Origin of the sequence: Aromatoleum diolicum, from assembly GCF_012910955.1 — a bacterium.
In the GTDB taxonomy this organism is placed as follows: domain Bacteria; phylum Pseudomonadota; class Gammaproteobacteria; order Burkholderiales; family Rhodocyclaceae; genus Aromatoleum; species Aromatoleum diolicum.
In genome coordinates this window covers 18,936-37,662 of the sequence record NZ_WTVQ01000003.1, presented here as the reverse complement: position 1 = coordinate 37,662, position 18,727 = coordinate 18,936, and the positions used below count along the sequence as shown (strand labels likewise).

General features: G+C 65.8%; 19 protein-coding genes and 1 tRNA gene. 10 read left to right on the top strand and 10 right to left on the bottom strand.

Annotated features, from left to right (window positions below; genetic code table 11):
- Nucleotides 1-196 precede the first annotated feature (196 nt).
- The 8 genes from GPA25_RS02405 to ychF all read left to right on the top strand — a co-directional run bounded on the left by GPA25_RS02405 (nucleotide 197) and on the right by ychF (nucleotide 6,898).
- Nucleotides 197-1,912, top strand: coding sequence for a tetratricopeptide repeat protein (locus tag GPA25_RS02405; protein WP_169258758.1), 1,716 nt, complete (start codon nucleotides 197-199; stop codon nucleotides 1,910-1,912).
- Nucleotides 1,912-2,496 carry a lipoprotein insertase outer membrane protein LolB gene (gene lolB, locus GPA25_RS02400; protein ID WP_169258757.1) on the top strand — a complete coding sequence of 195 codons (585 nt, stop codon included), beginning with the start codon at nucleotides 1,912-1,914 and terminating at the stop codon, nucleotides 2,494-2,496. Before GPA25_RS02405 ends, lolB begins: the two co-directional genes overlap by 1 nt.
- A complete protein-coding gene (gene ispE / locus GPA25_RS02395) occupies nucleotides 2,478-3,332 on the top strand; it encodes a 4-(cytidine 5'-diphospho)-2-C-methyl-D-erythritol kinase (RefSeq protein WP_169258756.1) in 855 nt (284 codons plus the stop codon). The genes lolB and ispE overlap by 19 nt, the downstream gene beginning before the upstream one ends.
- A gap of 20 nt (nucleotides 3,333-3,352) precedes the next feature.
- Nucleotides 3,353-3,429, top strand: a tRNA-Gln gene (locus GPA25_RS02390).
- Nucleotides 3,430-3,504: 75 nt separating this feature from the next.
- The gene (locus GPA25_RS02385) at nucleotides 3,505-4,455 is read left to right on the top strand and encodes a ribose-phosphate pyrophosphokinase (RefSeq protein ID WP_169258755.1); all 951 of its coding nucleotides are present in this window, start codon (nucleotides 3,505-3,507) and stop codon (nucleotides 4,453-4,455) included.
- Between the two features lie 79 nt (nucleotides 4,456-4,534).
- Nucleotides 4,535-5,140, top strand: a complete 606-nt coding sequence (locus GPA25_RS02380) for a 50S ribosomal protein L25/general stress protein Ctc (RefSeq protein WP_169258754.1) — start codon at nucleotides 4,535-4,537, stop codon at nucleotides 5,138-5,140.
- Between the two features lie 49 nt (nucleotides 5,141-5,189).
- The gene (gene pth, locus GPA25_RS02375) at nucleotides 5,190-5,810 is read left to right on the top strand and encodes an aminoacyl-tRNA hydrolase (RefSeq protein WP_169258753.1); all 621 of its coding nucleotides are present in this window, start codon (nucleotides 5,190-5,192) and stop codon (nucleotides 5,808-5,810) included.
- Nucleotides 5,807-6,898, top strand: a complete 1,092-nt coding sequence (gene ychF, locus GPA25_RS02370) for a redox-regulated ATPase YchF (protein ID WP_169258752.1) — start codon at nucleotides 5,807-5,809, stop codon at nucleotides 6,896-6,898. The genes pth and ychF overlap by 4 nt, the downstream gene beginning before the upstream one ends.
- A 75-nt stretch (nucleotides 6,899-6,973) precedes the next feature.
- On the opposite strand, the gene GPA25_RS02365 is transcribed toward ychF, so the two are convergent.
- The 3 genes from GPA25_RS02365 to GPA25_RS02355 are packed head-to-tail and all read right to left on the bottom strand — an operon-like array spanning nucleotide 6,974 to nucleotide 10,016.
- Entirely contained in the window at nucleotides 6,974-7,381 is a 408-nt protein-coding gene (locus GPA25_RS02365; protein ID WP_169258751.1) for a GtrA family protein, read from the bottom strand.
- On the bottom strand, nucleotides 7,378-9,003 hold the full coding sequence (locus GPA25_RS02360) for a glycosyltransferase family 39 protein (protein ID WP_169258910.1): 1,626 nt from the start codon (nucleotides 9,001-9,003) through the stop codon (nucleotides 7,378-7,380). Before GPA25_RS02360 ends, GPA25_RS02365 begins: the two co-directional genes overlap by 4 nt.
- Nucleotides 9,004-9,017: 14 nt before the next feature.
- Nucleotides 9,018-10,016 carry a glycosyltransferase family 2 protein gene (locus tag GPA25_RS02355; protein WP_343034805.1) on the bottom strand — a complete coding sequence of 333 codons (999 nt, stop codon included), beginning with the start codon at nucleotides 10,014-10,016 and terminating at the stop codon, nucleotides 9,018-9,020.
- Nucleotides 10,017-10,117: 101 nt separating this feature from the next.
- Between GPA25_RS02355 and GPA25_RS02350 the strand changes: the two genes are divergently transcribed.
- Nucleotides 10,118-10,999 carry a ChbG/HpnK family deacetylase gene (locus tag GPA25_RS02350; RefSeq protein WP_169258750.1) on the top strand — a complete coding sequence of 294 codons (882 nt, stop codon included), beginning with the start codon at nucleotides 10,118-10,120 and terminating at the stop codon, nucleotides 10,997-10,999.
- Here the strand turns inward: GPA25_RS02350 and GPA25_RS02345 are convergent.
- The 3 genes from GPA25_RS02345 to GPA25_RS02335 are packed head-to-tail and all read right to left on the bottom strand — an operon-like array spanning nucleotide 10,912 to nucleotide 14,461.
- Nucleotides 10,912-11,544 (bottom strand): hypothetical protein, encoded by a 633-nt coding sequence (locus GPA25_RS02345; RefSeq protein ID WP_169258749.1) that lies wholly within the window; start codon nucleotides 11,542-11,544, stop codon nucleotides 10,912-10,914. The genes GPA25_RS02350 and GPA25_RS02345 overlap by 88 nt on opposite strands.
- On the bottom strand, nucleotides 11,541-12,827 hold the full coding sequence (locus GPA25_RS02340) for a sialidase family protein (RefSeq protein WP_211162910.1): 1,287 nt from the start codon (nucleotides 12,825-12,827) through the stop codon (nucleotides 11,541-11,543). Before GPA25_RS02340 ends, GPA25_RS02345 begins: the two co-directional genes overlap by 4 nt.
- The gene (locus GPA25_RS02335; RefSeq protein WP_169258747.1) at nucleotides 12,824-14,461 is read right to left on the bottom strand and encodes a glycosyltransferase family 39 protein; all 1,638 of its coding nucleotides are present in this window, start codon (nucleotides 14,459-14,461) and stop codon (nucleotides 12,824-12,826) included. The genes GPA25_RS02340 and GPA25_RS02335 overlap by 4 nt, the downstream gene beginning before the upstream one ends.
- A 222-nt stretch (nucleotides 14,462-14,683) precedes the next feature.
- Between GPA25_RS02335 and gluQRS the strand changes: the two genes are divergently transcribed.
- Nucleotides 14,684-15,619, top strand: a complete 936-nt coding sequence (gene gluQRS / locus GPA25_RS02330; RefSeq protein WP_169258746.1) for a tRNA glutamyl-Q(34) synthetase GluQRS — start codon at nucleotides 14,684-14,686, stop codon at nucleotides 15,617-15,619.
- Nucleotides 15,620-15,664: 45 nt separating this feature from the next.
- Here the strand turns inward: gluQRS and GPA25_RS02325 are convergent, their stop codons facing one another.
- The 4 genes from GPA25_RS02325 to GPA25_RS02310 form a co-directional block, all read right to left on the bottom strand.
- Nucleotides 15,665-16,375 (bottom strand): SDR family oxidoreductase, encoded by a 711-nt coding sequence (locus GPA25_RS02325; RefSeq protein WP_169258745.1) that lies wholly within the window; start codon nucleotides 16,373-16,375, stop codon nucleotides 15,665-15,667.
- Between the two features lie 75 nt (nucleotides 16,376-16,450).
- Entirely contained in the window at nucleotides 16,451-16,684 is a 234-nt protein-coding gene (locus GPA25_RS02320) for a DUF2789 domain-containing protein (RefSeq protein ID WP_169258744.1), read from the bottom strand.
- Nucleotides 16,685-16,809: 125 nt separating this feature from the next.
- Nucleotides 16,810-17,967, bottom strand: a complete 1,158-nt coding sequence (clsB, locus tag GPA25_RS02315) for a cardiolipin synthase ClsB (protein ID WP_169258743.1) — start codon at nucleotides 17,965-17,967, stop codon at nucleotides 16,810-16,812.
- Nucleotides 17,964-18,713 carry an endonuclease/exonuclease/phosphatase family protein gene (locus tag GPA25_RS02310; protein ID WP_169258742.1) on the bottom strand — a complete coding sequence of 250 codons (750 nt, stop codon included), beginning with the start codon at nucleotides 18,711-18,713 and terminating at the stop codon, nucleotides 17,964-17,966. Before GPA25_RS02310 ends, clsB begins: the two co-directional genes overlap by 4 nt.
- Nucleotides 18,714-18,727 lie beyond the last annotated feature (14 nt).

The following is an 18,727-nucleotide window of genomic DNA, read 5'->3' as shown; positions in this document are numbered from 1 at the left end:
TCGGGAACGATCCAGCGCAGCAATACGGTGCGGCGCGCTTGCCCACGCATGGCGAAACTGCATAACATCGGGCGAACGCAATTGCATTCAGCCCTTCTAACGGACGACCGCCAACGCACTGCAGCAAAAGCATACGTCAGACACGACCGCAGGGCCGGTTTGAAGTTTCGCGCAATTCCCCTCTGGGCCAACACAAATGAATCGCACCTTTTCCTCGCTTACCACCGGCCTCGGTCTGGCCATCGCGCTGGCATTTCCCGCCGTGGCGCAGACGGCGCCCGCCGCAGAGAAGCCGCCGGAAACAACGGCCCTGCCGGAGCAGGCCCTCACCGCGCGCACGCTGTACACCTTCCTGCTCGCAGAAATCGCCGGTGCGCGCGGTGAAATCGGCATTTCCGTACAGGCTTACATCGATCTGGCACAGCGCACCCGTGATCCACGCATCGCGCGCCGCGCGGTGGAAATTTCGCTGTTCGCACGCAACATGCCCGCCGCCATCGAAGCGGCGCGGATCTGGACCGAAGCCGACCCGTCATCGGACGAGGCCCGCCGTGTCCTGTCCGGCCTGCTGGCAGGTGGAGACGGCCAGCTCGAACAGGTGCAGAACCAGCTCGCGCGCCTGCTGGCCCAGTCCCCCGAGCATATCGAAAACCACCTGATGGGATTGAATCGCGCCTTCGCACGGGTGGAGGACAAGCAGGCCGTCAAAACCATCATCGCCCGGCTGACGGAACCCTACACTGAGCGCCCCGAGGCTCACTTCGCGCGCGCCCAGGCGGCCGTCGCAGCCGCCGACACGATGGAGTCGCTCGCGGCCATCGAAACCGCCCTCCGCCTGCGCCCGGATTGGGAACCGGCCGTCCTGTTCAAGGCACAACTGATGTCGCAATCGGGTGCGATGCAGGAGGCCATGCAGCTGGTCAAAGGCTACCTCGAACGCCACCCCGAAAGTCGCAATGCGCGTCTCGCCCATGCCCGGGCACTGGTGTCCTCACGGCAGTTCGACGCCGCGCGCAGCGAATTCCGCAGCCTGCTCGAAGCCGCACCGGACGACCGCGAGCTGATGTACGCCGTCGGACTGCTGTCGGCACAACTCGACGACTACGACACGGCGGTCACGCAACTCGAACGTGCACTCCAGGCGGGCCATCCGGAAGCTGACGGCATCCGGCTCAATCTCGGGCAGATCGCGGAACGTCGCAACGACCCGGACGGCGCGCTGCGTTGGTATCGCGCCGTGCAACCGGGTGCGCAGCATTTCGACGCGCAACTGCGCGTCGCCACCGTACTCGTCCGACAAGGCAAGCTGAAAGAGGCCCGCGAACATCTCCAGTCGGTCAAGGTCGATGGCGACGACCGCAAGCGGCTGCTGCTGGCGGAATCCCAATTACTGCGCAGCGCCGGGCATCAGGCGGACGCGTTCGCGCTGATCGACGAGGCGCTACGCAAGAGTCCGGACGACAGCGACCTGCTGTACGAGTCATCGATGCTGGCCGAGAGCCTCGGCAGGCTGGACGTCATGGAAGGGCGCCTGCGCAAGCTGATCGCCTTGCAGCCTGACCATGCCCACGCCTACAACGCGCTCGGCTACTCGCTGGCCGACCGTGGCGAACGCCTCGACGAAGCGGAGACACTGATTGCGCGCGCACTCGAGCTGACCCCGAACGACCCCTTCATCCTCGACAGCATGGGCTGGGTGCGGTTTCGCCGCAGTGACCTGCCCGGTGCTCTGAACCACCTCGAACGGGCATACGGAATGCGGCAGGATCCCGAAATCGCCGCCCATCTTGGCGAGGTCCTGTGGGCCCTCAATCGCCAGACGGATGCCGCGCGCATCTGGGACGAAGCCTTGAAGGCGTCCCCGGACAACACCGCGCTGAAGGCCGTCATCAAGCGCCTGCGCGGTCAGTGATGCGCCGCATCTCCGTTCGCGGCGCGCTGCTCGCCACCCTCGCCGCGACCGCACTGTCGGGCTGCGCAGTGCGTCCCATAACGCCCGAACTCACGGCGGTCGCCCGTCCCAACGCAAAGGCCTTCGAACTCGAAGGGCGCCTTTCGGCCAGCGACGGCGAACGCGGCGCCAGCGGCGCGCTGACATGGACCCACGGCCCCGCATCGGACGAATGGACGGTGTATAGCCCGCTCGGCCAGATCGTCGCGCAACTCGTGCGCACGCCCAAGGGGGCGACGCTGCTGACCGCAGACGGACGCACCCAGCACGCCGAGGACGCCAACACCATCCTGCCGCAACTTCTTGGCGTTTCCGCCCCGCTGGATGGTCTGAAACACTGGGTACAGGCATCGCCGCGCGCCGGCGCCCGGGTATTGAGCCTGGATGACGCCGGCCGTCCGGCCCGCGTATCCGACGCCGGCTGGATCATCGACTATCCCGAATACGCCGGCGACACTGCCGACGCCCCACCGCGCCGCATCGACGCCGCCTGGGGTGAGGCCCGCATCCGTCTGATCATCGACCAATGGACACCCCTACCCTGACCCGCCTCGACCACTGCCCGGCGCCGGCCAAGCTCAACCTGTTCCTGCACGTCATCGGACGCCGCGCCGACGGCTACCACCTGCTGCAGACCGCATTCCGTCTGCTCGACTGGGGCGACAGCTTGTCCTTCGCGCTGCGCGGGGACAGTGAAGTCCATCGCCTGGGCGATGTTCCCGGCGTGCCCGAGGATCAGGATCTGGTCGTTCGCGCGGCGCGACTCCTGCAGCAGGCCAGCGGTTGCCGGCTCGGCGCCGACATCGCGATCGACAAGCAGCTGCCGATGGGTGGCGGACTCGGCGGCGGCAGCTCCGATGCCGCAACCACGCTGATCGCCCTCAACCGGCTGTGGCACACCGGGCTCAACCGCGCGGCGCTCGCAGCCCTGGGCCTGCAACTGGGCGCGGATGTCCCGTTCTTCATTTTCGGGAGTGATGCGTTCGCTGAGGGAGTGGGCGAAAAACTGCAGGCGCTGACGCTACCGCCGACGTGGTACGTCATCGTGGCGCCCCCCGTCACGGTACCCACCGCAGAAATTTTCGCTGCGAAGGACTTGACGCGCGATACCGAACCCATGAAAATAACGGACTTCGCAGCAAGCACCACCCGGAACGATCTGCAATCAGTAGCCTGCAGCCGGTACCCGGAGATTGGTGCAGCAATCGATTGGCTGGCGCAGTATGCGCCCGCGCGGATGACCGGATCAGGCGCCTGCGTGTTTGCCGAGCTTGCCAGCGAGATGGAAGCGAACGACGTCGTGCAATCCTGCCCCGCACCGCTGCGGGCCTGGAAAGCAAAGAGTCTGGCGCAACATCCGTTGAGCGGCTGGATCGATTGAGCGGGCGAAAAAGGTTTCATTGGGGAGTCGCCAAGTTGGTCAAGGCACCGGATTTTGATTCCGGCATTCGAAGGTTCGAATCCTTCTTCCCCAGCCAACAAAACCGGGCAGGCCGCGCGCCTGCCCGAGTCGTTTTTATCGCCGCCATCCTATCGGCATCGGAGATTCGGACATGGCCTACGGCAGCCTGATGGTCTTCACCGGCAACGCCAACCCCAAACTCGCGGCGGATGTCGTGCGCAGACTGGGCATTTCCATCGGTTCGGCCACGGTGGGTCGCTTCTCCGACGGCGAAGTCAATATCGAGTTGCTCGAGAACGTGCGGGGCAAGGACGTCTTCGTCCTGCAGCCGACCTGTTCGCCGACCAACGAAAATCTGATGGAACTGCTGGTGCTCGTCGATGCGCTGAAACGTGCGTCGGCCGGACGCATCACCGCAGCGATTCCCTACTTCGGCTACGCTCGCCAGGACCGCCGTCCGCGCTCGGCCCGCGTGCCGATCACCGCCAAGGTCGTCGCCAACATGCTGCAGGCCGTGGGCGTTCAACGCCTGCTGACGATGGACCTGCACGCCGACCAGATCCAGGGCTTCTTCGATATCGCGGTCGATAACGTATACGCCGCGCCGGTGCTGCTGGCCGACCTGGACAAGCAGAAATACGACGATCTGCTGGTCGTCTCGCCCGACGTTGGCGGCGTGGTGCGCGCCCGCGCATTCGCCAAGCGCATGGAGTGCGACCTGGCGATCATCGACAAGCGCCGTCCCAAGGCCAACGTCTCCGAAGTGATGAACATCATCGGCGAGGTCAAGGACCGCACCTGCGTCATCATGGATGACATCGTCGACACCGCCGGCACCCTGTGCAAGGCCGCCACCGCACTCAAGGAACATGGCGCCCGCCGCGTCCTGTCCTACTGCACCCATGCGGTGCTGTCGGGCTCGGCGGCCGCACGCATCGCCGATTCCGACCTCGACGAACTGGTCGTCACCGACACCATTCCGCTGCGCGAGGACGCCAAGGCCTGTTCGCGCATCCGCCAGGTGTCCGTTGCCTCGCTGCTGGCCGACACGGTGCTGCGCATCAGCAACGAAGAGTCGGTCAGCTCGCTGTTCATGGAATGAAATTTCGCCCCGAGCGTGTGCCGGGGGCTCAACCCATCCGTCTGGTCGCGGACGGATCGTTTCAACCAGGAGTATCACAATGCAAATCGTATTCAAGGCCACCAAGCGCGTGGAACAGGGCACGGGTGCGAGCCGCCGCCTGCGTCGCGCTGGCCAGATCCCGGGCATCATCTACGGCGCCGACACCGACGCCCAGGCGATCACTCTGGACCACAACGAGCTCTACCACCTGCTCAAGAAGGAAGCTTTCCACGCTTCGATTCTGTCGGTCGACGTTGAAGGCGCCAAGCAGGCCGTCCTGCTGCGCGACACCCAATGGCATCCGTTCCGCCAGCAAGTGCTGCACCTGGACTTTCAGCGCGTCGACGCGAACCAGAAGATCCACCTGAAGGTGCCGCTGCACTTCATCAACGGCGACACTAACCCGGCGGTCAAGCTCGGCGGCTGCATGATCTCGCACACGATTACCGAACTCGACGTGCAGTGCCTGCCGGCCAATTTGCCCGAGTACGTCGAAGTCGACCTGAAGGATCTGGAAGCGGGTCAGTCGATGCACGTTTCGCAGCTCACGTTGCCGGAAGGCGTCGAACTCGCCCAGCACGGCGAAGGCGACCCGGTTGTGGCGACCGCGCTGACCGTCAAGGGCGCTGCCACTGACGAAGCCGCCGAAGGCGCCGCTGCCTGAGGCCCTGCCTCGGGTTGCTGCAAGCCGGGATGACGGAGACACCGACACGATGACCGCCGTAGCACCGCGTCTGATTGTCGGCCTCGGTAATCCCGGCGCCGAATACACCGAAACCCGGCACAACGCCGGGTTTTGGTTTTGTGAGCGCCTCGCCGACAAGCTCGGCGTGCGTTTCAACCACGAATCCCGCTTCCACGGCCTGGTGGCCAATGCGCGCGATGCCGGCGTGTGGCTGCTGATGCCACAGACCTTCATGAACCGCTCGGGTCAGGCCGTCGGCGCACTGGCACGTTTCTACCGTATCGCGCCAGCCGAGATCCTCGTCGTGCATGACGAACTCGACATTCCGCCCGGCCAGTTGCGTCTGAAATTCGGCGGCGGACTGGGTGGCCACAACGGGCTCAAGGACACTTCCGCGCATCTGAACACCAACGACTACTGGCGCCTGCGCATCGGCATCGGCCATCCGGGCGACCGCAACGAAGTGGTCAACTTCGTGCTGAAACCCGCGCGCCGCGAGGAGCAGTCGCTGATCGACGAAGCACTCGATCGCGCGCTGGCCACCTGGCCGACGATCGCCCGCGGTGACTGGAACGCCGCCACCACCCGACTCAATGCCCGCCCGGCCGCGCCGAAGCCGGCAAAACCCAAGGACGAATCGCGCCCATGAGCCTCAAATGCGGAATCGTCGGCCTGCCGAACGTCGGCAAGTCGACCCTGTTCAACGCCCTCACCAAAGCCGGCATCGAAGCGGCCAACTATCCGTTCTGCACCATCGAGCCCAACGTCGGCATCGTCGAAGTGCCGGATCCGCGCCTCGCTGCGCTGTCCGAAATCGTCAAGCCGCAGAAGGTACAACCGGCCATCGTCGAGTTCGTCGACATCGCCGGTCTCGTCGCCGGAGCCTCGAAGGGTGAAGGACTGGGCAACCAGTTCCTCGCCAACATCCGCGAAACCGACGCGATCGTGCATGTCGTGCGCTGCTTCGCCGACGACAACGTGGTACACGTTTCCGGCAGCGTCGATCCGCTCCGCGACATTGAAATCATCGACACCGAACTCGCGCTCGCCGACATGGCCACGGTGGAGAAAGCCATCAACCGCTACAAGCGTCCGGCGGCGGCAGGCGACAAGGAAGCAAAGGTCCTTGTCGCGGTGCTGGAGAAATGTCTCGCTCAGCTCAATGAAGCGAAACCGGTGCGTGCGCTCGACCTCGGCAAGGACGAGTGGGCGAGCCTCAAACCCCTGTGCCTGATCACCGCGAAGCCGGTGCTGTACGCCGCGAACGTCGCCGAGGACGGCTTCGAGAACAACCCGCATCTGGACGCCGTGCGCGAACATGCGGCAGCCGAAGGCGCCCAGGTGGTGGCGCTGTGCGCGGCGATCGAAGCGGAAATCGCCGATCTCGACGACGCCGACAAGCTGGACTTCCTCGCGTCCATGGGGCTCGAGGAACCCGGACTCGACCGCCTGATCCGTGCCGGTTATACACTGCTCGGCCTGCAGACCTACTTCACCGCCGGAGTGAAGGAAGTGCGCGCCTGGACGATCCACGTCGGCGACACCGCGCCGCAGGCGGCAGGTGTGATCCACACCGACTTCGAGCGCGGCTTCATCCGTGCGCAGACCATCGCTTACGATGACTTCATTGCCTACAGGGGCGAAGCGGGCGCCAAGGAAGCCGGCAAGATGCGCGCCGAAGGCAAGGACTACGTCGTCAAGGACGGCGACGTACTGAACTTCCTGTTCAACGTCTAAGCGCTTCTCGCAATACACCGCAAGGCCCCGCCAGGCGACTCGCCTGCGGGGCTTTTTCTTTTCCGACGACCGGATTCACTGTTCGGGTGGCGTTGCGCGCGTGCGGAAGGTCCACAGCGCATTCCCAACGTAATGCCAGCCCAAAAGCAGGCCGGTGGTGAAGACTTGCGCGATGAAGTAATGCACCCCCAGCACATCGACGAGGACGTACATCAGCAGTGCATTCCAGCACAGCCCCATGCCGGCGATGGCGAGGAAACGCGGCAGGGCTTCGACATGCGCGCGGTCGGAGCCGAAGACGAGCGTGCGATTGAGCGTGTAATTGACCAGCGCGCCGAGCAGGAAGCCGGCGACCGAGCCGGCAACGGGGTCGACGCCGACACCTTCCACGAGCGCGAGCAGCAGGGCGTAGTGGGCGGCAGTGCCAACGGCACCAACGACGGCGAAACGCAGGAAACGCCTTGCGTGACCGGAGTCCTTCATCGTGGCTCCCGGTCGGCGCCGGTCAGCATGCGGCGATCGCGCACGATGGCGAGCGTGACGCCTTCGCGGGCAATGGCGCCGATGATCCTGCCTTTCACTGCCGTATGGCAGTCCATATGCGTCGGCGACAGGAAAAAGTCGGCGACGCGCCAGTCGCGTGTCACTTCGAGCCCCGGCGCAAGCCACACCGTCCCCTGCAGTGATTCCGCGCACACGGCGACGCTGTATGGCCGCGCCGCCGGCCCCTCGCCCGCGACATAGGCGTTGAGCAGACCGGCGGCTTCACGCAGGCTGTCGCCCCAATAGTCCTGCTCCCAACGATCGACGGTGCCGCGCAGACCGCCGACGAAGCCATTGTAGAAGACGTATTCGTAAGGATGCAGGCGCGCAAGCGTGACGACATGCACCAGCCCCAGCAAGGCGCAGCCCACCACCGCGCCGAGGCGCGCACGCGGCCACTGGCTGGCACGTTCCCAGGCTTGTCGCAATCCAGCCGCAGCGAGCACCGCGAACGGCGGCAGCACAAAGGTGAAATGTCGGATGCCGTTGTACAGCGGCGGCGCCGCGAGAAGCGTGTAGGTCAGCGGGAACGCGGCCGCCAGGACGACCGGCAGCCACGGCAGCGCGGCGCGGCGCCCCGCGTCCGACTGAAACAGCGTCGGCAAGGCCCGCAGACCGGCCAGCAGTGCGAACGCGATGCCGAGCAGGAACAATTCGGGCAGACGCACCAGCAGGTAGCTCGCGAGGTAATGCCCGGGGACCTCGCCGTTCTTCATCACGGCCCCGGCGAGTATGGTGTCGAGCTGGAAGGAGAAGTGCGAGAAGGTCGTCATCGCCTTCACGAGATTGCCCGGCGACAGCACCGCCCACGGCCAGAAGACGCCCATCAGCACGAAGGCGAGCAGGCCGGCCGGCAACAGGGCGAGCACCGCGCGGCGCAGCATCACGATACGCGCCGGGATGTCCGCGCCGCGCAACCATGCCACCGCGAGCACCGCGACACCGAGGTAGAACACCGCGAACACGGCTCCGACGCGCAGTCCGAAGGCGCAGCCGATGGCGATCCCCAGCCCGGTAATGTCCGTCGAGCGTACTTCCGGTAGACGCAGCGTGAAGCGCGTCGTGAAATACAGCGCCCACACCATCGTGGTGGCGAATGGCACGTCCTTCGTGTGCGTGAACATCGCGCCCGACCACGCGCCGGTAAGCGTCAGCAATACGAGAGCGACGAGCGCCGCGCGCTCACCCATCAGGAGGCGCGCGAGCAGCCAGGTCCCCGTCAGGCCCAGCAGCCCGAAGCCCGCCGACAGCAGGTGGCGCAGATCCCAAACATTCATTGGCAGCACGCGTTCGAGCGTGGCAGCGATCAGGTCGAAGAGACCGCCGTAAAGGTACAGGTTCTTGTACGCAAAGGCGCTGTGATCAGCGAAACCGGAGGCGTAGAAATCGACCAGCAGGCGGCCGTAGACATGTTGCACTTCTTCGTCGTTGCTGATGCCGTGCTGGTCGAACGTCAGCAGGATGAACAGCCCGACGCCGGCCAGCAGCGCCACGGCCAGCCGCTGCGCCAGGCCCGGCGAAATCGCGCCCAGCCCGCCCGGCGACGCGACGCCGGCGGCCATATGGAGCGGGCGGCTCACTTCCTGGCCTCGTCGAAGCCCTTCCGCTCGGCGACGAGGTACAGCGGCCGCGCCTTGACTTCGGTGAAGATCCGTCCGACGTACTCGCCGAGCACGCCGAGGCTGATGAGCTGGATGCCCGACATGAACAGCACCGACACCATCACCGAGGCGTAGCCGGGCACGTCGATCCCCCAGATGATAGTGCGCAGCACCAGCCAGCCCCCGTACAGTCCGGAAATCATCGCCATCCCGATGCCGACCAGCGACCAAACCCGCAGCGGCAGCGTACTGAACGCCGACAGCCCGTCAATCGCATAGCGCAGCAAGCGCAGCAGCGACCAGGCGGAGGCGCCCGCGGCGCGCTCCGCGGGGTCGAAATCGATCTCTTCCTGACGGAAGCCGACCCAGCTGGTGATGCCTTTCATGAAACGCGTACGCTCGGGCAGGCTGTTGATCGCATCGACGACCGCACGATCGAACAGGCGAAAATCCCCGCCACCTTCGGCCAGCGCCACTTCCGATACGCGCTTGAAGACGCCGTAGAAGCCACGTGACAGCTGGCGCCGCAACCACGGGTCGGTATCGCGCGAGCGCCGCACCGCGGTCACCATTTTCGCGCCGGCCTGCCAACGCGCGAGCATCTCGGGGATCAGCTCCGGCGGGTGCTGCAGATCGCCGTCCATCAGCACGATGACGTCGCCGTCCGCGGCGCGCAGGCCCGCAGCCATCGCCGCTTCCTTGCCGAAATTGCGCGCAAAACGGATCGCACGCAGCGCAGGGTCGATGGCGCACAACGCGGCAACCTCGGCGAAGGTGGTGTCGCGGCTGCCGTCATCGACGAACACGACTTCATGACCGGCAACCGGAAGTGTGGCAATCACGGCCTTGAGCCGTTCGTGCAGAGGGCCAAGGGAGCCACTCTCGTTGTAAAGCGGGATGACTACCGACAGCCGCGGCAGTGTGACTTGAACGGGCGCGGCGGCAGGCGCGACGCCGGGAAAGGGAGAGGACACGTTAATCCGCTTTGCAGTAGTTTTCCGGAACCGGAGATATCGCAGGGTAAACGCAAATCCCCTCTGGTGCGTTGACGGCCGACCCGCTATAAGTGCCGACCATGCACGACCATTCCACTCCCTGCTCCCGCCCGATCATCGTGTGTGCCGACGACTTCGGCCTGGCTGCCGGCGTCAGCGAGGCGATCGCCGACCTCATCGCCGCCGGCCGCCTGTCCGCGACCAGCTGCATGACGCCGCTACCCGACTGGCGCCGCCGCGCCGGCCGATTGCGCGATGTCGTGACACGGCATCCAGCGGATGTCGGCCTGCACCTGACGCTCACCGACCACGCGCCGCTGACGGCTGCGCCTGGACTGGCACAGGCCGGCCGGCTGCCATCTCTCGGTCGCCTGCTGCCGCGGGCGCTGGCGCACGCGCTGCCTCGCGCTACGGTGCGCGACGAATTGCGCGCCCAGCTCAATGCCTTCGAGGACGCCTGGGGCGCGCCCCCGGACTATGTGGACGGGCACCAGCATGTGCATGTGTTGCCGGGCGTTCGTGAGGTGCTGGTCGAGGAATTGCTGCGACGTTACCCGGCCGAACGCGTCTGGGTGCGCGACTGTGTCGAGCCGCTGACGCGTTGCGTGCGCCGCCGCGTCGCGCTACCGAAGGCCCTGTTGATCTCGACCCTCGGCTTCGGCCTGCGGCGCCTGCTGCGCAAGCATGGCGTGCCGGCCAACGACGGCTTCGCCGGCCTGCACGACTTTTCCGGACGCATCCCGTTTCGCACGCTGATGCAGGCCTTCCTGAGCGCGTCCGGGCCACGGCCGCTGGTGCACGTGCACCCCGGGCGCGTCGACACCGAATTGCTCGCCTGCGACAGCCTGACCACCCCGCGCGAAACCGAGCTCGCCTATCTCGCTTCGCCTGACTTCGCTGCCGATCTCGCCACCGCGAGGGTGCAGCCGGCGCGCTTTGCGGACTTTCGCCGCACCGCGTAGAGCGCTAGCGCCAGCAGCCCCCCGATCGCCAGCAACGGATCGATGAGGTAGTCCCACAGGTTCGGCGAATCGAGCAGTTTCAGGCGCCACGCCGCGAGCGCAGCCGTCAGGGCCGCCGCAAGCACCCAGCGTCCAGCCGCGCCACAAGTCAATGCGAGCGCACCCGCCGCCAGCGGCAGCGCTGCCGATCCATACCCCCAGGCATACGGATCGACCACCCCAAGGCCCAGCGCGGGCGGGTAGAACAACAGGCCGGTCAGCGCCACCAGCGCCGCGATCTGCACGCGTTCGCCGCACGCGAACAGCGACGCGCCGCCACAGCGCGAGACTAGCAAGACCGCGAGGATTGCCAGCGTCGTCACGGCCGGCGAGGCGACCGCGCCGCGCAAAACGGCAAGCCCGCTGCTCCCCCCCATGGGGATCCACAACATCGCCGCCGTTACCGCCATCGCAGCAGCCGCGCGTCCCGGCCGTCCGCGAAGCCCGGGCACACACAGCGTGACCGCCAGCACCCACACCAGCGTATCGAAGACCTCGGCGATCACAGTCGTGCCTCCAGCCAGGCCTGATTGAAACGCAGATGGCGAATGAAGGAACGGTTCCATGTGTAAACAAGATGGAAATCGCCGTCCGCGCCGCGTATCAGATAGGGATAGTCGTACTGCCAAGAGCAGGTTTCGCCGCGGCACAGATTCTGTTCGGCATTGCGCGCGACCGCTTCGGGCTGCGGCCCCGGCCCGAGTGTTGCGACATCGGCAGCAAGCAACGGGCGCAGGGTTTCCGGCGACACATTGTTACCGAGAAATTCCTCACGGTCCTCGAAGCGATGGATCACGCGCCAGTGCCGCCCGTCGTCCTCACTTGCCAGCAGCGACAGGCGCAGGCGTTCGTCCTCGGTGTCATTGGCGACCGCTATCAGACGGCCGTCATCCAGCGCCAGGGCCGCCAGCGCCGAGTTCGGATTGGCCAGATCGGTCGCCTCGACCGGTGACCAGGATCGCCCACCATCGCGCGTCTCGCTGCGCCATGCACGCGGCGGCTTCGTTTCGCCGGCAAAACGCTGCAGCGCCACCGCATGCCGGGCATCCTTCACCAGGATCACCGGCTGCAGCGAGCGACTGCCATGATCCAGCCGGACCTTGCGCCGCACCTCGCCCGTCGCAGACAGGACCAGCAGCTCGCCAAACTTGCCCGCCATCTCGTGATACACGGGCAGGCCGATGTCGCCGTTGTCAAAGGCCACCGGAGCCCCCTTCGCCAGCGTGCTCAGATTGAAGAACGGCGAAGTCACAAGCCGCGTCGCGGGCATCCAGCTGCGGCCGAGATCGGCCGAGCGAATCAGATTGAGGTGGCTCGTTGCCCAGCCCCCCAGCGTGACGCTGACGTACACCACCCACAGTTCGCCCGAGGGCACCATGAAGGCTACCGGATTGCCCATCTTGCGCACCAAATGGCCCAGGTCGCTCGAAGTCTGCTCCGGCGATGCGACCACCGCCTGATCGCTCCAGGAGCCTGATTCCGGGCGATAGAAGGCGCCGTACACGTTCACGTCCGTCGAGCCCTCGCGCTCGCCACCAAACCAGGCCGCGAACAGGCGCCCGTCCGGCAGTGCGGCCACCGACGCCGCATGCACGCGCGGCGGTTCAGCGGCGTTGACGATCGCGCTGGCAAGCCGCGGCCTGGAATCCTGCACGCTCGCCCCCGCGGAGGGAACGACAAACCCGGGCTGCGGTGTCCTCTGGAACCCGGGCCAGGCCGCCCAGACAGTCACCGCCAGAATCGCCGCCAGGCCCGCGCCGCGCCATAAGCGCCTGCTTTTACAACTCATTGATTAGTTCCTCGACTGACCCGCAGGATGTGGTGCCTGGACAGGGTTTCCTCACGCCGCCGCGGATCGAGAAAGCGTATGTTGAGCCGCGTGACACGAAACTCCCGATTGCTCGCCAGCTCCTCGACGCGCAGCCCCGCCGCCGAGATCGCCTCGCGACCGGCATCCGAGGTGTAGATCAGCGTGGACGTCGGACTTGCTTTCAATGCGTCCAGCGCGACGGCAGGCGTCAGCCGTCCGGTATAGAAATCGAAGCTGTTGGCCCGCGCGAAGCCTTCGAGGTAAGCAATCTGCGACAGATCCAGTGCCTGCTCGCGCGCCGCCGCGGCAAGATTGTTGCCCGCCTGGTATCGCAGCAACTGCGGGTAAAAATTGAAATTCAGCAGGTAATTGAATACCACTGCGACGACCACGGATGTCAGCACCAAGCGCGCCATGCCGCGTTCGCAACGCACCCGCCACACCCCCACCACCGCCAGCAACAGCGCGCCCGCGCCGACCACAGCGCTCGCGACGGGGAAGGCCCAGCCACAGATCGCCAGCGCCAGCAGCGCCATCAGTGACCATACAAGACCCTGCGCGATCGACGCCCCCCTGGCCGCCGGCTGCGCCATTCGCGGCGCCAGCCAGGCCGCGAGCAGCACCGAAAACAAGGGCAGCAGAATATTCAGGTAATGCGGCAGCTTGAAGCCGGAACTGGAAATGACCGCGAACATCGCCACGATCGTGCCGAGCGTCAGCATCTCCTGGCCGGCGATCGGCCGCAGCCTGGCGTCTATCACTTCTCGCCCCCGCGACCACACGGCGGCCGCCCCGAGCAGACACCAAGGCAGGAAGGCCCACACGAAGGTGTGGAAGAAGAACAGCGGATCGCTCGCCCCGGCGGAGCCGAAACGCGCTCCTGCAAGCCGCTCGAAGTTCTGCGACCATAGGATGAATTTCACGCCATCGGCACCGAACTGCTGGTAATACGCCCATAGCACCGGTGTCGCGAACACCAGCGTGATCAACGCCAACACCATCCAGCGCGGGTCGAACAGGCCGCGCCAGTCGCGCCGGTAGAGCAGATGGACGAAGATCGCGATGCCCGGCATGGCCACGCCGATCATCCCCTTGGTGGCAAACCCCAGCGCCAGCCCGAGTCCGCCAAGCAGCAGGTTGCGCCAGCGCCGATATTCGACGAATTCGGCAAGTTGCCAGATCGCGAACACGATCGCCGCGGTCAGCACCGCATCCATGCGCACATCGTTGTTCGCGAGGATGAAGGCGAGCGAACTCGCGAGGATCAGCGCCGCCAGCCGCCCCACTTCGCGTGAGTACAGCAGACGCCCGAGCCGATAGGTCGCATACACGCCGAGCCCGCTGAACAGCAGCGACGGCAGCTTGAACGCCAGGGTCGACACCCCCAGCAACTGGTATGCGCCCGCCGCCAGCCAGAACAGCAGATGCGGTTTGTCGAGGTAGGCTTTGCCCTGCGTCACCAGCGAAGCGTAATCGCCCGTCAGGTACATGTGCAGCGCGATCGTCGCGTGGTGTGCCGAATCGTTGTTCATCAGCGGCACCAGCACGCCACCGAGGTACACCACGCCCAACAGAAGGTAGAAAACGGAATATTTTCGGAGGTCGGACGTCACGATGGATCAGGGCGCGGAAGCCTCCGCTGCGGAGGGGAGGGTGGAGTCCGGGAAAGACGGGGCTGCGATCGACAAGACGACGGACGGATGCGCGAGCCCCGCCGTCAGCCGCCTGTCACGTACCGCGGCACCGGCGGGTTGTCAGGGTGCGCAATGTTATCATGCGATGCAACCGCCCAAGCCCGGGAGCATTGCGCCCGGCGCCTGCCCAGGCCCACGCCCATGACCGACGCATCACCCCCGTACATCGGCCGCTTCGCCCCCTCGCCGACCGGCCCGCTGCACTTCGGCTCGCTGGTCGCGGCCACCGGCAGCTATCTGGACGCCCGTGCTCATCGCGGTCGCTGGCTGCTGCGCATCGAGGACGTCGACGCGCCGCGCACCGTTGCCGGCGCCGCCGAAAGCATCCTTGCGACGCTGGCGGACTTCGGCTTCGAATGGGACGGCGACATCGTGTGGCAGAGCGCGCGAGGGGATGCCTATATCGCCGCCTTCGAGCAACTCAAGGCTGCCGGCGACGTCTTTCCCTGCTGCTGCACCCGCCGCGAGATGGCCGACTCGGCGCTCGCCCGCGACGGCTCGCGCATCTATCCCGGCACCTGCCGCGAAGGCCTGCCTCCCGGTCGCAGCGCCCATGCCTGGCGGGTGCGCGCGAAAGGCCTGATCCGCTTCGAAGACCGCGTGCAGGGCTGGCAGGAAGAAGAACTCGCGCGCGACGTCGGCGACTACGTGGTCCTGCGCGGCGATGGCCAATTCGCATACCAGCTTGCGGTCGTCGTCGACGACGCCGCCGCGGGCATCTCCGACATCGTCCGCGGCGCCGACCTGCTCGGCTCGACGGGACGCCAGATCCACCTGCAACATCTGCTCCACGCCCCCACGCCCACCTACGCGCATCTCCCGGTGGTCGTCAATGCCGCCGGCGAGAAGCTGTCCAAGCAGACGCTCGCCGCGCCGATTGACACCCTGCCGCCGGCCGCAGCGCTCCGTGCCGCACTCGTGTTTCTCGGCCAGTCTCCCCCTGCAGAACTGGTCAATGCCCCGCTCACCGAGCTATGGCGATGGGCGCACACGCACTGGTCGATCGCCGATGTTCCCCGTCAAACCCAAGCCGCTGCTCCGACGACACTGAGCACCTTGGCCGGCCAGCCAGCCTGAGCTCCCGCGTGAACGCGACCCCACGCCCGCCGACGGTCCCGCGCGTCACCAGGGAATTGGCTCACGGTCACGGAAGAAGCCACCACTCGGCCCGTCGTCCGGCAAGGTCGCGAGCCAGATAACCGTATCGACGCCCTCCTCCGGCGTTCGCGGGGCCTCGATACCGCCGAGATCGGTACGACACCAGCCCGGACACACGGAATTGACCTTGATGTGACTCCCTGCCGTTTCGACCGCGAGGATTCGGGTGAGCGCGTTCAGTGCAGTCTTGGACATGCGATAGGCGGGTGCCCCGGCATCCATTTCGGTAAGCTGCCCCATCCTGGACGCGAGATTGACGACACGCCCGGCACGACTCGCGCGCATCAGCGGCAACAAAGCCTGGGTGACGCGCAAGGTCCCGATCAGATTGGTCTCCAGCGTCTCACGCAGCGTGTCGAGCGGCAATTCCAGCACGCTCGTCGAGTAACGGTCGACGAGAATCCCGGCATTGTTGATCAGCACGTCGATGCGGCCGAACCGCTCGGCGAGCCAGTCGCGCAAGGCCTTAACCGAGTCGTCGTCGGTGACATCCAGTTGATGCGTTTCGACGACATGGCCGCTCATCCCGAGCTTCGAGCTCAGGGGTGCGAGATCTGCCGGATTGCGTGCAGTCGCAATCACCAACTGCCCTTCCATGGTCGCCAGCCGCTGTGCGGCCGCACGGCCCAGTCCGCGGCTTGCACCGCTGATAACCGAGATGGTTCGACTTTCCATGATGCGCCCCCTTGCTCCAGTTCGCAGGGCATCGAGCCCCCCGCGGAACCGGGCAAAATATCCGCATGTGATGAATCAGGAGCGCAGGCGCAGATTGAGCTGATCGACGACTTCTGCCCAGTCCGCATCCTCGCCGATCTCCTCGCGCAAGAAGGCCGCCTGGGACTGGGTCCAGAATGGCGCACTGGCCAAGGTCACCGTCTCAGGCAGTGGCGCATGGTTGGCGATGAAGCGGTCGATTGCGGACTCGTCGGACGGCAGACCGAGCTGGGCAAACAGATTGCTCATCGTATGGAGCGGGAGTTCCATGACACACCTCCTTGACGTCGGAAAGTCGGAGCGCACAGCGGATTCGTATACTCAAACCCGCTGCCACACATCGTTTATAGAGTGCCCGACCCGCGCATGAGTTCATGCGCCGCGCCACACCGCCCTCAGTGCTTGCGGCCGTAGCCCGCCACACCGATCGCCAGACGTACCAGCTGGTACGCGAACCAGCTCGCCGCACGGCGCAATCGCGGCAAGCGGCGCCAGTCTTCCTGGCGCAGCTCGTACGCGCCCACCGACCGCGCCAGCTCCAGACTGGACCGCAGACGGGAGGAAAATTCGACGTCCTCGATCACCACATTCGCCTCGCGCGCCAGGAGGAGACTGAAAGGATCGATATTGCTCGAACCGACCGTCGCCCAGCGCGCGTCAATCACCGCCACCTTCGCATGCAGGTAGCTCTGGTGGTACTCGAACAGACGGATGCCGCGATCAAGAAAAAACGGATACAGCGCACGCGTCGCATAGAACTGCATCGGGTGATCGGACAGTCCTTGCAGCAACAGGATCACTTCGACCCCGCGCTCGGCCGCATCGACCAGTGCCTGACGAAAGCGCCGCCCCGGAAAAAAATACGCGCACGCGATCACCACCTCGCGCCGTGCGCGCAAAATCGCATCGAGGTAGGCGTCCTCGATGTCGCGACGGTGGCGCAGATTATCGCGGGTCAGGAATGCCGCGCGCACCGCGCCCACCACATCTACGCGCGGCGGCGCCAGCAGTGGCTGCGGCTGACGCCGTCGCAGGCTCGCCCAGGCGACCAGCCGCCACAGCCGGTGCATCGAATCGAGCACCGGCTCAAGCAGCGGGCCTTCGATACGCACCGAATAATCGTAGCGGGGGTGTTCGGGCCCCCCCCGCGTCAAGTCATCAACAATGTTGATGCCGCCGACAAAAGCCACCCCTCCATCGACCACCACGAGCTTGCGATGCAGTCGGCGCAAGCGATGGCGACGCAATGCGAAGATACGCAGCTCGCGCCGGTAGATCATCACCGTAACGCCATCGGTGACCAATCCGGGCATCAATGCGCGCACGAAACTTCGCCCGCCGAAGCCATCCACCAGCACCCTCACCGCTACGCCGCGCCGTGCCGCATGCGCCAGCGCGGATGCAATCCGTCTGCCGGTCGCGTCGTTTTCGAAAATGTAGGTTTCGAAATAGATCTCGCGCTCGGCGGTATCGATGGCCTGCAGCAGCGCAGGAAAATAATCTGCGCCATTCTCGAGCAAGGTGATCGCATTGCCGCCTACGAAGGCGCTCACACAACGGGCTCCAGGTCCGCCGTCAGCGCCGCATGATCGGAAATGCGCGACCACGGCGGCCCGGCGTGCACTTCGGCGCGGCGCACCGTAAAGCCGCGCACATAAATCCGATCAAGACGAAACAGCGGCAGCGTGCTGGGATAACTGCGCGCCGGCCGGCCGCGTCCGCCGTCGAAGGCCTCTTTCACCCCGAGCCGTCCGCCCAACAGCACCTCGGCACGATTGCGCCAGTCGTTGAAATCGCCCGCGATGATCAGCGGCGCACCATCCGGGGCCAAGCGCTCCATGCGTTCGGCCAGCGCCTCCATCTGGCGTCGCCGGCTCCCGGCCATCAACCCGAGGTGTGCGCACACGCAATGCACCGGGCGGTCGAGCTGCGGCACCTGCACTTCGCAGTGCAGCAATCCGCGCCGCTCGAAGCGATGGTCGGAGACATCCTGATTGCTCGACGACACGATCGGAAACCGGCTCAGGATGGCGTTGCCGTGGTGACCATGGTCATACACCGCATTGCCGCCGTAGGCAGTCTCGTGCCAGACGTCCTCGGCGAGAAATTCGTGTTGCGGCGGCGCGGGCCAGTTGGCGTGGCGCGTTGCATGTTCGAGGTGCAGCCCCTGCACCTCCTGCAGGAACACCAGATCCACTTCGAGACTGCGCAGGCGCTCGCGCAAATCGTGAATCACCATGCGCCGATTGAACTGCGAGAAGCCCTTGTGGATGTTGTAGGTGCAGATGCGCAGGTTCATCGCCAGGCCTCCGC